Source organism: Ruminiclostridium herbifermentans (assembly GCF_005473905.2).
Lineage (GTDB): Bacteria > Bacillota > Clostridia > Acetivibrionales > DSM-1351 > Ruminiclostridium > Ruminiclostridium herbifermentans.
Window position 1 is genome coordinate 2,420,413 of record NZ_CP061336.1, and the last position, 14,408, is coordinate 2,434,820.

11 protein-coding genes are annotated in these 14,408 nt (G+C 33.0%); 1 reads left to right on the plus strand and 10 read right to left on the minus strand.

What is annotated here, in order from left to right; translation table 11 throughout:
* Positions 1-7: 7 nt before the first annotated feature.
* The 9 genes from EHE19_RS09930 to EHE19_RS09970 form a co-directional block, all read right to left on the minus strand.
* Positions 8-1,213: an ROK family protein gene (locus EHE19_RS09930; protein ID WP_137696088.1), complete on the minus strand. Its 1,206-nt coding sequence runs from the start codon at positions 1,211-1,213 to the stop codon at positions 8-10.
* A 50-nt stretch (positions 1,214-1,263) separates the two neighbouring features.
* Entirely contained in the window at positions 1,264-2,337 is a 1,074-nt protein-coding gene (locus EHE19_RS09935) for a sulfate/molybdate ABC transporter ATP-binding protein (protein ID WP_137696087.1), read from the minus strand.
* Between the two features lie 80 nt (positions 2,338-2,417).
* Positions 2,418-3,299 carry a sulfate ABC transporter permease subunit CysW gene (gene cysW, locus EHE19_RS09940; RefSeq protein ID WP_137696086.1) on the minus strand — a complete coding sequence of 294 codons (882 nt, stop codon included), beginning with the start codon at positions 3,297-3,299 and terminating at the stop codon, positions 2,418-2,420.
* A 62-nt stretch (positions 3,300-3,361) separates the two neighbouring features.
* Positions 3,362-4,213: a sulfate ABC transporter permease subunit CysT gene (gene cysT / locus EHE19_RS09945; RefSeq protein ID WP_137696085.1), complete on the minus strand. Its 852-nt coding sequence runs from the start codon at positions 4,211-4,213 to the stop codon at positions 3,362-3,364.
* Positions 4,214-4,274: 61 nt separating this feature from the next.
* The gene (locus EHE19_RS09950) at positions 4,275-5,264 is read right to left on the minus strand and encodes a sulfate ABC transporter substrate-binding protein (RefSeq protein WP_171003505.1); all 990 of its coding nucleotides are present in this window, start codon (positions 5,262-5,264) and stop codon (positions 4,275-4,277) included.
* An 879-nt stretch (positions 5,265-6,143) separates the two neighbouring features.
* The gene (locus EHE19_RS09955; protein ID WP_137696083.1) at positions 6,144-6,878 is read right to left on the minus strand and encodes a hypothetical protein; all 735 of its coding nucleotides are present in this window, start codon (positions 6,876-6,878) and stop codon (positions 6,144-6,146) included.
* Between the two features lie 114 nt (positions 6,879-6,992).
* Positions 6,993-7,394 carry a hypothetical protein gene (locus tag EHE19_RS09960; RefSeq protein ID WP_137696082.1) on the minus strand — a complete coding sequence of 134 codons (402 nt, stop codon included), beginning with the start codon at positions 7,392-7,394 and terminating at the stop codon, positions 6,993-6,995.
* Between the two features lie 294 nt (positions 7,395-7,688).
* The gene (locus EHE19_RS09965; protein ID WP_137696081.1) at positions 7,689-10,100 is read right to left on the minus strand and encodes a homocysteine S-methyltransferase family protein; all 2,412 of its coding nucleotides are present in this window, start codon (positions 10,098-10,100) and stop codon (positions 7,689-7,691) included.
* Positions 10,093-10,752: a vitamin B12 dependent-methionine synthase activation domain-containing protein gene (locus EHE19_RS09970; RefSeq protein WP_137696080.1), complete on the minus strand. Its 660-nt coding sequence runs from the start codon at positions 10,750-10,752 to the stop codon at positions 10,093-10,095. Before EHE19_RS09970 ends, EHE19_RS09965 begins: the two co-directional genes overlap by 8 nt.
* A 1,010-nt stretch (positions 10,753-11,762) precedes the next feature.
* On the opposite strand from EHE19_RS09970, the gene EHE19_RS09975 reads away from it, so the two are divergent.
* Positions 11,763-12,788: a tyrosine recombinase XerC gene (locus tag EHE19_RS09975; RefSeq protein WP_137696079.1), complete on the plus strand. Its 1,026-nt coding sequence runs from the start codon at positions 11,763-11,765 to the stop codon at positions 12,786-12,788.
* Positions 12,789-12,999: 211 nt separating this feature from the next.
* Here the strand turns inward: EHE19_RS09975 and EHE19_RS09980 are convergent, their stop codons facing one another.
* Positions 13,000-14,238 (minus strand): serine hydroxymethyltransferase, encoded by a 1,239-nt coding sequence (locus EHE19_RS09980; RefSeq protein ID WP_137696078.1) that lies wholly within the window; start codon positions 14,236-14,238, stop codon positions 13,000-13,002.
* Positions 14,239-14,408 lie beyond the last annotated feature (170 nt).

A 14,408-nucleotide genomic window follows, 5' to 3' on the forward strand; every position in this document is an offset into this window, starting at 1 on the left:
TTTAAAATTAATAAGTACAAGCATTATCAAGAAAACTTTCCAACAAAATAGCTGCCGCCCCTACTGATATGGCATCCTCTTTGAAGTAACCGCCCCTGTTGAAAAAAATTTTGTCTTTGCTAAATTTATTAATTCTTTTATATGCGGTATCTGTGCTAATTTGATAAAATAACTCAGAGTGTTTAAGTAATGGTCCGCTTAGGATTACAATTCCTGGGTTTAATAGCTGTATGAGATTTGCAAGTCCATTTCCCATTATGGTTGCAGAATCCTCTATGACTTTCATAGCAATAGGTTCTCCTGATTCTGCAGCCTTACAAATATCAATATAGGAAAGCTGCTCAATATTATCGCTATAATTTAATGTTTTATTGCATAGTTCAGTAAATACTTGATTTATTGAATAAATTGACGCATATGCTTCAATACATCCTACATTTCCGCAGCTGCATTTTCTCCCATTTAAATCTACAATCATATGTGCGAAGGCATCATCAGCATCGTTTATGTTTCTCACAAAAACACCTGAGGAAATAACTCCTGTTCTGATACCTATACCACAGTTTATGTAAATAACGTTCTTGATACCCTTTCCTAATCCGTAGTATGTTTCAGCTAATACTGCTGCATTTGCTCCGTTATCTATTACAACAGGGATTCCATACCTTTCTTCAAAAATAGATTTTAATGGTACGTCCTCCCAACCTTTTGCTCTGAAGTTATCAGGATTTAGCACTACTCCTTTTTTTCTGTCCAATGGCCCTACAGTCCCAATACCAATTCCTATAATAGTTCCATGTTGCTTTCTGAGTTTTTCAATTACTTTATCAATCCAGCTTGATATAAGATTTACTACTATTGACGGAGTTGATTCCTTGTTCATATCAAACTTATTTTTTTCAATGAATTGCATTTTAAAATTGATTAAAACCACCTGAGTATAAGTTCTTGATATGTCAATACCAATAATAAAATACCGATATGGATTAACATCATATAATACAGGTTTCCTGCCGCCTGTTGATTCACCTATTTCACATTTAACTATTAACTCTGCTTCTTCAAGAGGAAGCATCATTCTATTTAGGCTTGTAAGCTTTAAGCCAGATAACTCTGATAAGACAGCCTTAGTAAAAGGCTGGTTATGGAGCAGTAAACTTAATATTTTTTTTGACTCCATAGATAGGTTTTTTATTATATCGCTGATGTCCATTTTTCTCATCCCCAACTTTTTACCAATCTAGTCAAAAGTTAATAAAAAAATTAAATAATATAATCATCAGGAATAAACACTCTGAAATCCTTAGGTTTAATATATACTGTCTGCCTTTCCTTCAGCATAAGCTTTTTATATATTTCTTTACTGACTTCAGCTTCAATATATTCTCCTGTATCCTTTCTCTTCATTTCAAGGTTGACAATTGGTCCAACTGCTCGGATAAATATTATCTCTGCAGCAATAAACTCGTTTTCTTTGGGTTCAAGACTAATTTCTATATCATGAGGACGAATAAAACTTATAATATTACCGTCAGCGCTATCGGTATGCTGAGGAGAATCAAGCTTCAAATTACCAATTTCAATTTTTCCATTATGTACTCTTCCATGAAACAGATTAACATTACCTAAAAAGTTGTAAACAAACGGATTTGCAGGATTATCATATACTTCTTCTGGAGTCCCTATTTGTTCAATTTTTCCTTTATTCAAAATAACGATTCTATCTGCTACATCAAGTGCTTCTTCTTGGTCATGGGTAACAAAAACACTTGTTATTGGATATTCGTCATGTAGCTTTCTCAGCCATCTTCTAAGGTCCTTTCTGACTTTAGCGTCAAGAGCACCAAAGGGTTCATCCAATAGAAGTACTTTAGGTTCAACAGCCAAAGCCCTAGCCAGAGCAATTCTTTGACGCTGACCACCTGATAACTGAGCAGGATAACGCTTTGCCAGTTCTTCCATTTTGACTAATTCAAGTAATTCATATACCTTCTTTTTAATTTCTTCCTTACTTGGTCTTAACTTTGATGGTCTTACTTTTAATCCAAAAGCAATGTTTTCAAACACTGTCATATGCTTAAAAAGTGCATAATGCTGAAATACAAAGCCAACTTTTCTATCCTGAGTACTTTTTTCTGTATTGTCTTCGCCGTCAAAGATGATACTTCCCTGATCTGAAGTTTCAAGCCCTGCTATTATCCTAAGCAACGTTGTCTTTCCAGAACCAGATGGACCAAGTAATGCTACCAGTTCGCCTGTATTTATTTTCAAATCTATATTGCTTAGAGCCTTAAAGGTATCAAAGCTTTTGGAGATATTTGAAATTTCAATACTCATACTCAACCTCCTTATATGAAATGTAAATTTGGACTTTATAAATAATTAAATAACTATAGCTTTAGAAATAATAACCCAACCTATATCTTGGCTTGCTGTTTAATTTTCCAATCTGAAATATTCTTAATTATCAAATTAATAATTGCTATAACAGTTAAAATTGTTGCAACTGCAAAAGCTGCTGAAAATTTATATTCGTTATATAAAATTTCTACCTGTAAAGGTATTGTGTTTGTAAGACCTCTAATATGCCCTGACACTACAGAAACTGCACCGAATTCGCCCGCTGCCCTGGCAGCAGTTAACATAACCCCATACAAAAGACCCCATTTAATATTTGGAAGTGTTATATGCCAGAAGGTTTTAAAGCCACTTGCCCCTAAAGTCAAAGCAGCTTCTTCTTCAGCAGTTCCCTGAGCTTCCATTAAGGGAATTAATTCTCGTGCTACAAATGGAAGTGTAACAAACAAAGTAGCAAGAATTATTCCCGGCGGTGCAAATATTATTTTTATTCCAAGGGTATTAAGAACTGGTGCTAGTAATCCATGACTTGTGCTAAATAAAAGAACAAATATTAAGCCTGCAACTACAGGTGAAATGGCAAAAGGCAAGTCAATTATAGTTATTAATACATTTTTGCCTCTGAATTTAAACTTTGCCACAGCCCATGCAGCAATTAATCCAAAAGCGGTGTTTATCGGAACTACAATAACTATTGTAAGCAAAGTAAGCTTTATAGCATCTAAAGCTATTGGGTCACTTAAAGCCGCTATGTAAACCTTTGCGCCTTGCTCAAAAGCCTTCACAAATACTGAAATAAGTGGAACTATAAGCAATAATACAAAAAATAATATTGCTAATGTTGTAAGTACAATACGAACAGCTTTAGATTCTTTTGTCGTTCTTCTTTTCAGTTGATTTTGATTTTTAATTTCTAAATTTAATGGAATGCTGCCTGCCATATTTACCTCCATAAGCCTTAAAGTAGCCATAAAATATAAAATCTTATCTATTAATTTATCTATTAACTTCGGTTATGTCTGTTACTAATCCACCACTGAAAAAAATTAATTAGCAACAGCATAACAAAAGATATAATTAACATAACTGCTGCAACTGCTGTACCTCCAGCATAATCGTACTGCTCCAGCTTTGTTCTGATTAAAAGTGGTGTTATTTCGGTCTTCATAGGCATATTACCTGATATAAATACAACCGAACCGTATTCTCCTAATGCTCTTGCAAACGAAAGAGCAAACCCTGTTATAAGTGCTGGAAACAGTTCAGGTATGACTATTTTAGTAAAAGTCTGAAATCTTGAAGCACCAAGACATGCCGCAGCTTCTTCAACCTCAGTATCGATACCTTGCAGAACAGGTTGAACTGTTCTTACTACAAAAGGAAAGCTTATAAATATTAAAGCAATTGTTATTCCTAAAGGTGTATAGGATATTCTTATTCCCAACGGTTCAAAAAATCTGCCTATCCACCCATTTTGTGCATAAAGTGTTGTAAGTGATATACCGGCTACAGCAGTAGGCAGTGCAAATGGCAGGTCAATCAAACCATCCATAAGCTTCTTTCCAGGAAAAGTATATCTTTCAAGTACCCATGCAATAAGTAATCCAAAGACTGTATTTATTGCTGCTGCAAAAAATGATGTACCAAAAGATACTTTTAGTGAAGCAGCCACTCTTTCACTGGTAACTATATCAATAAAATTTGATAATCCCAAACTTGAACTATTTATAAATACCATTGAAATAGGTATTAGTACTAAAAGTGTAAGATATAGTAATGCAATTCCCATTGTAATGCCAAAGCCAGGTATTACACTTTGTTGTTTTAATTTAAAGGGCTTAATTGTCAGTATCATGAATTCACCTCAGATTTGTTACATGTTATCGATATATCCACTAAATGGCTATAAACTGGTTTTATTTTTTTATGTATATCTGATCAAATACACCACCATCATTAAAGTGCTCTTCTTGAGCTTTGTTCCAACCACCAAATAACTCATCTATAGTAAATAGACTTACTTCGGTAAATTGAGAAGAATATTTTTGAGCAATTTTTTCACTTCTTGGTCTGTAATAATTTTTTGCAGCAATTTCCTGGCCTTCATCACTGTACAAATATTCAAGGTAAGCTTCTGCAACCTTTCTAGTATTTTTCTTGTCAACAACTGAATCTACAACTGTAACAGGAGGCTCAGCAAGAATACTAATTGACGGAACAACTATTTCAAATTTATCCTTTCCAAGTTCATTTATTGAAAGGAAGGCTTCATTTTCCCATGCTATAAGTACATCACCCAATCCACGTTCAACAAAAGTTGTGGTTGCTCCACGAGCACCAGAGTCAAGAACTGGTACATTATCAAACAGGGCTTTTACGAACTCCTTAGCCTTTTCTTGATTGTTATTATTATTCTTAAGTGCATAGCCCCAAGCTGCAAGGTAGTTCCAGCGAGCTCCTCCTGAGGTTTTAGGATTTGGTGTAATTACTTGTATTCCAGGTTTTACTAGATCATCCCAATCTTTTATGTTCTTTGGATTATCCTTCCTCACAAGAAAAACAATTGTTGAAGTATATGGAGTTGAGTTATTTGGTAAACGCTTTTGCCATTCTTTATTGATTAATTCTTTATTCTTATTAATTGAGTCAATATCATATGCAAGTGCTAATGTAACTACATCTGCCTCATTACCATCAATAACTGTTCTTGCCTGACTTCCAGAACCACCGTGTGACTGTTGTATTGTAACATCCTGTCCTGTTGTTTCTTTCCAATACTTTGTAAAAGCAGCATTGTACTCTTCATACAGTTCACGAGTAGGGTCATATGATACGTTTAAAAGTGTAACAGAGTCGCTATTGCTTGAATTAGATGTTTTTTCGCTAACACTTCCGCAACCCGCCATTAGAGAAAAAGCTGTTATTAAGCTAATAATTATAAAACTCAACTTAATTTTTGCGTTATTGGACATAAATATCTCTCCTTTTAAATAAATTATTGGTGTTCAGATTCAAATAAACAGAGTTTGCTGCTAATAACCAAGATTAAATCTTCTTTAGTAAATTAGTATTAATATAGATTTATTTCATAGTTTTCATACTAATCATATAGGATTTGTATAAAAGAAATAATAACATCTCAAGAAAAATATGTCAATAGATTTTAGAAGATTATTTTATTAAATAAGCTTATAGTTGGGCAACAATCTCTAAGTTCTTTGATGGAAGTGCTGTTACTGAATACCGATGTCTTCATGCAAAAAATAGTACGCGAGTGTAATATATATCTAGTTGCGTAGCTCGGTTAGAATTAGGTTCTAGAAATAATAGGTGAAGAACAGGTATTGCAGCCGACATAGCTACAGGAAGTAGCTGTGAGTATTGACACGAGACAGGATGCCTTGTTAATACGGTCGGCGGAAATTCTTGTTCTTCATCACAATTATTTCAGAATCTATTTCGTGAGCAAGCAATAGATATATATTGCACGGGAGTACTATTTAAACAGTTTGCTGATGATTATACATGTATAAATTTCATTAATCTTGATAAATGCTTATTAATATCTTACGGATAAGTATTTCTTCCAGAATAAAACTATTTGCATATAAAAATTTAGAAAAAGCTTAGAATCCTATATACCAATGCTTTCTAAGCTTACATATTCTGTAAGTATTAACAATTAAGAATTTTTATCTATTTACACGTATTTTGATGACAACCTATATATAGCTTAAAAATACTGTCTATACATCTTTACATATTATTATTACTTAAACTTTATGTTAGTCTTCATCATCAAAAATATTTTGGTTGCATTCAAAGCAGGATTTCTCTGTGCCGCAGCAAATGTAAACACTATTATTTTCTAATTTAATTTCATTATTATCTTCATTCATCAATTTATATGCATCATTGATAATTGATTTTAATATTTGTTCAATGGCATTTGGGTCTATCTCACCATTATCGTCTATTATATCAATATAACCGTACTTCTTAAGAATCATAAAAATTAAGCGAAATAAAAAATTATCTTTATTTACATATCCACTATTTTCAAATTGATTAAATAGATTGTCAATACTATCATCATAATTTTCTTGCAGCACTTCTTTTACCTGATTACGAATTCTTTCAACATACTCTCGATTTTCTTTATTTTTAGCCTTTGTCCTAAATTTCTCAGTGTTTGCTAAATCATGATTATCTTTATTATCATCATTTTTACTATTATCATTATTGTCATTATTCTGCGAAAATTTATGGGTATTAATTTCTAAAGCTCCTTCATTAGATGTAGATGCTTTAATAGATTTTTCTTTAGACTTTTTGAGGGATTCTTCGATAGATGCTTCAATAGATTTTTCTTTTGTAAATTTATCATTTTCTATATTGATTATTACGTCATATTTCTCACTTGCTTTTGTCTTTTTGTTATGGGCTTTTCTTTTTCTAGATTTTCCAAATTTATTAAATATGCTAAATATTTTAAGTTTCCTTTTCCTTCTTTTCAACATTTTAACCGCTCCTAAAAATAGATACTTCCTTAATAATAAATTATGAACGGTTAACATAAATTGCGACAAGAAAACATTATATTCCATTTAGCATTATGAAATAAACAAAATCCTCTATCTTATTGAAATTAAAAGCCATGGTTTACCTTTGTCATCTCCAACATTTAACAGATTTTGTTTTTTATCAAACTTAATTTTATAGCTAGGCTTTTCAGCATACATTGTACTATTACCACGAAGTTTAATTGACATATCCATGTCAGTCATTTCATAAATACCTTCATCATTAATTATGCTTATTTTTGCAGTTATATTTTCAGAAGTTACTTGATTCCCGGAAGTATTTATTGAAATGATTGGCATTTCTAATTGATTGAATTGAGTGTTTAAAGTAGTTATTGCTTCTGTCGATGTGCCTGTCTCTGCAGCTAGAGCTTTATTCTCCTGACCCAATAAAAATGGTGCTTGAACTGAAATAATTAACGATAAAACAATAGCAGCTATCTTTTTATTCATTGCAAATCCCCCTTAATATTTCATTATCATAATTGACTTAATTTATTCACTAATTCCCCTATAAATTAACCTCCTTCCTTAATTTTTTAAATTACTGCTTATTTTATGAAAAAATTATTATAGTGAATAAATTATGAAAATAAAGGGACTGTTGCAAAACAATAATTTCTATTCTTTTGTTTTGCAACAGTCCCCATTAACTATATTATAAATTTTGGCGATTATTATCAATAATTGATACTTATAACATAATTATCAATATATTGAATTTTATGTCTAGTGCATAAATTATTTTTATTCTGAAAGCCTTTTCGCCAGCTTTACAGCTTCATATGCATCTTTAGAATAACCATCTGCTCCGATTTCCTTTGCATAATCAGCATCTACAACTGCTCCGCCTATCATAAACTTGCAATTTAAATTTTGTTCCTTTGCAAGTTTTATAACTTCTCTCATTTCCACCATCGTTGTGGTCATAAGTGCGGATAAGCCTATAATGTGTGCATTCAAGCTTTTAGCTTTATCTATAATTGTCTCAGCACTTACATCCTTTCCTAAATCATGTACTATAAAACCATAATTTCGAAGCATAAGTGCAACAATATTTTTACCAATATCATGAATGTCACCTTTTACTGTAGCCATAATTATGACCACTTCTTTTTCTTCAGCTGTTACAGCTTCCTTAAGCAGCGGTTCTACAAAAGTAAAGCCCTTTTTCATGGTTTCGGCACTTTGAATTAATTGAGGTAAAAAATACTTCTTTTCATCAAAGTACTTTCCTACTTGATTAATTGCAGGAATCAAATGGTTATCTACAATGTCACGAGCACTAACCTTTTCTTCTAAAGCTTTTTCTATTAGTGTACCAATGATTTCAGTATCACCATTAAGTACGGCATCGAATATTCTGTCACCTATTTTTTTATCTTGGGCTTGTATTCGTACTTCCCCAGCTGTTGGCTTTGGCTGACTGCCAAAATAGGATATATAGCTTTTGCTGTTTACATCATTCATTGTAATTACGTCACAAGCCATTTTTATATTCATTAATAGTTCACTTGATGGATTTGCTATCGCCATAGTAAGCCCCTTGCTTATAGCCATAGCCAAGAAAGCTGCATTTACCCAGCTTCTCTCAGGTAAACCAAAGGATACATTTGAAAGACCAACTATTGTTCCGCAGCCAAATTCCTTGCTGCACCAATCAATCAGCTTTAATGTCTCAGCAGCAGCTTCTTGGTTTGCCGAAACTGTCATAACTAAACCATCTACTACAACATCGTTTTTTTGATAACCAAATTCAGCTGCTTTTGCAAAAACATTTTCAACAATTACTTTTCTTTGCTCAGCTTTTTCAGGAACGCCTTCATCGCTTAGAGGAAGCAATATAAACATAGCGCCATATTTTGCGGCAACTGGTAAAAGCTTCTCCAGTTTTACTTTTTCTTGAGAAATTGAATTAATTAATGCTCTTCCTGGATATATTCTAAGTGCTGCTTCAAGAACTTCAGGTGATGATGAATCCAAGCAAAGCGGAGCATCAATTATTGAACTCAATAAACTTACAGTGTTTAGCATTGTTGCCTTTTCATCAATACCCGGCATACCAACATTAACATCAAGAATATTAGCCCCTTTCTCTACCTGTTCAGCAGCAAACTTTCTTATTTCGTGGGTTGAACCCTCTCTAAGCTCAGCTTGCAGTTGTTTCTTTCCAGTAGGATTAATCCTCTCTCCAACAATAGCAACGGGTTTATTTAAACCAAAGAATTCAGTTTTACGACAGGAAGTTATAGCACTATAAGGCTCAGAAGAAACAACAGCTGGCTTTAAATTTCTGCTTTCTAAATAAATCTGTTTAATATAATCAGGAGAGGTTCCACAACAGCCTCCTAATAGGTTTACTCCTGCGTCTATAAATTCTTTTATATATGAACCAAATTCCTCAGGCTTCATATCAAAAGTAGTTTTACCATTAATAAGCTTTGGTAGTCCTGCATTTGGCTTAGCCATTAAAGGCACTTTAGCATATGGCTTCATCATTGAAATAATTTTTAACATTTGCACTGGCCCTGTAGAGCAATTACAGCCAACAACATCAGCTCCAAGGCTTTGCAAGGTAATTAAGGCAGTAATTGGGTCAGTTCCAGTTAATGTTCTAAAATTCTCATCAAAACTCATACTTACACAAACAGGCAAATCACAGCTTTCTTTTACTGCAATAAGTGCCGCTCTAGCTTCCTGTATGTCTAGCATGGTTTCTATTACAAAAAGGTCTACGCCTCCCTCTAATAATCCTTTAACCTGTTCTTTATATATATTTACACAATCCTCGAAATCCATATCTCCCAGAGGTTTTATGAATCTGCCTGTAGAGGCCAAGTCACCTGCAACAAGGCATTTATCACCTGCAGCTTCTTTGGAGTACTTAGCTAAGCATCTGTTTAGTTCAACTGTTCTGTCCCCTATACCGAATTCATCAAGTTTAATGCGATTGCCACCAAAAGTACAGGTATATATTATGTTTGAACCTGATTCTATATATTCCTTTTGGATGCTTTTAATCACATCAGGATTCTCATAAACCCATTGTTCAGGACATACGCCTGTAGGCATACCTTTTTTTTGCAACTGTGTTCCTGTAGCACCATCAAGTATTAGTATTTTATTTGAAATTAGTTCTCTAAACGTTGCTTTATTCATTATTATCCTGTTCCCCCTTATCTTCGATACCTGCAATTGCTAAAACTGATTTTTCTGGTATTAGCATGAATTTCTCCGTTAGCGAAATGTTTAATCTTTCAAGCTGAAGCATATCAAAAATAACCTTCTGATATGATAGCGGTAAATCTCCGTAGCCGGGACTATATCTATGTTTTGTTAGTACCTTTCCTTCTCGGATTAGAATTTTTCTAAGTAGCTGTACCATCCAGTCAAGAGCCGCATCAGCAGTTTGAGAGGCTACTGAATCAATTATCAAGCCATTAGCAGCATTGCCTTTTTCTACTTCTTCAAATATCTTATCTATAACTTTTTTCCCCACAGTGGCTGCCATTAGAACAACGCTTTTACTATTTTGCAAAAGCTTTGTTAGACCTAAACTATCAATGCTAACTCCATTATCAAGGGTTATGACAGAGCCATTGATTGTTGAAATAGGAACAATTAAATATGCTCCTTCTGGCTTACATAGGTATTGTCCCTGTCGCATACTCTCTTCAACTAATGCTATATCATGTGCATTCAGTTCAGTAATACCTTTTCGATAACCCAACCTAGTGAGAATAAGTTCTTTTTTAGGAGTGGCTGGAATGTTATCAAAATATTTAATTTTACTATATAAAGCCTCAGCCAAATTAGTCACTCCATTTATGGATATATTCTTGAATCAAAATACTATAGATAATTCTGAACAATTTAATTATCAACAGCGAAAGATGATTCTGTAAATTGTATTACGATAATGAAAAATGATATTAAGGTATTTTAAATCAGTCATAAAACAAATTAGACATATTCTTTCTCATTTCATTATTTTACAATTATATATAGTTTAAGGCAATTATAATTGATTGTCAAAATATCTTTTATATTAAATTCAGTGTTAAGGAACCACAAAATCAGTATTCATGTTTGTTTGGAATGCTATTTTAAGCTACACTTCCACATTTACCATCATTGTTGTTAATGTGCTAGGGTATGTTGCTAATCAAAAATAATATAATCAACAGCAAATTGCTTAAATAGTACTCCCGAATTATATATCTATTGCTCGCTCCCGAAGTTTGACGCTGAATTAATTGCGGTGGAGAAATAATCACTTTAAGCCCACCGTATAACCAAGGCATCCTGTCTCAGTTTAATGCTCATAGCTACTAACTTCCACTGTGTCGGCTAACAATACTTGTTCTTTACCTATTATTTCTATCATCAAGTTCTAATCGAACTTCGCAATTAGATATATATTACTACTTAGTACTATTTCTTTCAATAATACATCGGTATACTGAAAAGCTTATTTAATTAATACAAACTTCTCATAGCATACAAAAGTCAATGCAATTTTGGTATAATAGTATTTGATTATAAGCTAATAATACTACAATATTTGGTATACTATGAACCATGGATGAAGAAAGTAGTAAGGCAGCTTTTGAATTGATGAACCAAAATACATAAAATAAGTAAATACTACCTACAAAATTAGCAAAAAACGCTTGCGTTTTTTAGACTCAAAAGTGCGCCATGTAAGTACAAATTATACTTTCTAGTTATTTCGTCAACAAGCCATTGTTAAGCTTAATCACCGATAGATTTTTGCGGTGGGATAGTTGAATTATTAATAATAATGAATTGGAGTCACCTATGAAAAATATTTCTGATTTTGAAATGCCATTAGTACTACAAGATTTTTTAAATTATCTTCTAACAATTAAAGGTAAATCAGCAAATACTGTTCAAGTTTATTTTTATGACTTACGGGTTTTCTTTCGATTTTTAAAAATTCACAGAAAGCTAGTAGATAAACAAATTGAATTTGATGAAATAGATATCACAGATGTAGACATCGCTATTTTAAAAACTGTTACTTTAAGTGATTTGTACTCATTTATGTCTTTTGTAAGCAGTAACCGTGATAATACAGCTTATGCCCGTGCTAGAAAGGTTGCCAGCTTGAGAGCATTCTTCAACTATCTTACAAACAAAGCTAAGCTAATTGATGTTAATCCTACAAGTGAGTTAGAATCACCTAAAATCATTAAAAGGCTTCCAAGATACTTGAATGTTGAAGAGAGCAAGGATTTGCTGGATTCTGTTAATATCGTGAATAGTGAGTATTCTGCACGGGATTACGCAATTCTTACTATATTTTTAAATTGTGGATTACGACTATCTGAACTAGTTGGAATAAATTTAAGTAATATTAAAAATAACAGCCTCACTGTCATCGGTAAAGGTGACAAGGAACGCAGCATACCACTTAATAATGCCTGTTTACAAGCTATTGATGATTATATGAAGGTTCGCCCTGTTAACGGTGTAAAAGATAAAAATGCATTGTTTTTGAGTAAGCGTTTACAACGTATAAGTAAGGAGTCAGTTCAGAAAATTGTAAAAAAATATATTAAAGAAGCTGGTCTTGACCCTCAGAGATATTCAACCCATAAGCTTAGACATACTGCAGCTACTTTAATGTATAAGTATGGTAAGGTTGATATAAGAGCATTGCAGGAATTATTAGGCCATCAAAGCATTGCCACTACTGAAATATACACTCACCTAGACCAGGAACAGCTACGAGATGCAGTAAGCAGGAATCCGCTAAATCAATTGGTATCGGAAAGCAGGAGAAATCGAAAAAGCCTTGAGGATGATATTTCTGAAGAATAATTAAATCTAAATAAACAACTGGAATTTATTAGTACATATCAAAAGAGTTAGAACAAAATATTTTGCGCTAACTCTTTTTTTTAATATATAACTTTATAATAAAATTATATTCAATTAACATCAGCCTTAAAGCCGACAATTTAAACAGATTGCTGTCATAGTTATAAACAACCATGTAAATCAATCATCTTATTTCTAAATTAATCAACGATTATCTATACAAAGGATATTTTCCGCAAAGTGCTTCTACTCTATTTATAATGCTGTCCTTTGAGTTATCAAAGTCAGTAATAGTAAGATGAATGAGCTCTGCAATCTCCTTCATATCCTCTTCCTTCATACCCCTTGCTGTTACTGCAGGAGTTCCAAGTCTGATACCGCTAGTAATAAATGGACTTTGTGTATCAAAAGGTATACCATTTTTGTTACATGTAATATTAACATCATCAAGCTTTAACTGAGCTTCCTTACCAGTTATATTCATGTTTGTAAGATTTACAAGCATCAAGTGATTGTCAGTACCATCTGAAACTAGCTTGAAGCCTTTTTCAATAAGAGCTAAAGATAGTGCTTTTGCATTCTTAACTATGTTTTGCTGATATTCTTTAAATTCAGGTGAAAGTACTTCCTTGAAGCAAACTGCTTTAGCAGCAATAACATGCATTAATGGTCCGCCTTGTGTTCCTGGGAATACAGCACTATTTATTTTTTTTGCGTGCTCTTCTTTGCAGAGAATCATACCGCCTCTTGGCCCTCTAAGTGTTTTATGAGTAGTTGTTGTTACAACATCTGCATAAGGAACTGGATTTGGATGAACACCTGCTGCAACAAGACCAGCTATATGTGCCATATCAACCATTAAGATTGCTCCTACTTCATCAGCTATTTCTCTGAAAGCCTTAAAATCAAGTGTTCTTGGATATGCACTTGCACCAGCGACAATAAGCTTTGGAGAATTTTCTTTAGCGAGTTTTCTAAGTTCATCATAATCTATATAGTTATTGTCTTCTCTAACACCATAAGGTACTACATTGTAATACTTACCTGAAATATTAGCAGGACTTCCATGACTTAAGTGACCGCCATGAGCTAAATTCATGCCTAAAAAAGTATCACCTGGGTTTAAGAATGCTAGAAATACAGCAGCATTTGCCTGCGCTCCAGAATGTGGCTGAACATTTGCATGCTCTGCCCCAAATATTTCTTTTGCTCTGTCTATCGCTAACTGTTCAATTACATCAACATGCTCACAACCACCATAATATCTTTTTCCAGGATAACCTTCTGCATATTTATTTGTTAAAGGAGTTCCTAGAGCTTCAATTACAGCATCACTTACAAAATTCTCAGAAGCTATTAACTCTATTTTATTTCTTTGTCTATTAACCTCAAGTTCAATAGCCTCAGCTACTTGAGGATCAAATTTTTTAATTGTATCAATATTATACACTTTTGCCTCCACTCCATGCCAAAATACATTTTGACATCATTTGTTAATAATCACATCATTAAAATTATAATAAAATAGATATACTTATGTCAATTGAATAAGCAAATAAATATGCAAAATAGTTTGAAAATTTACATATTTATACAGACAATTCTATTTATTTCTTATTA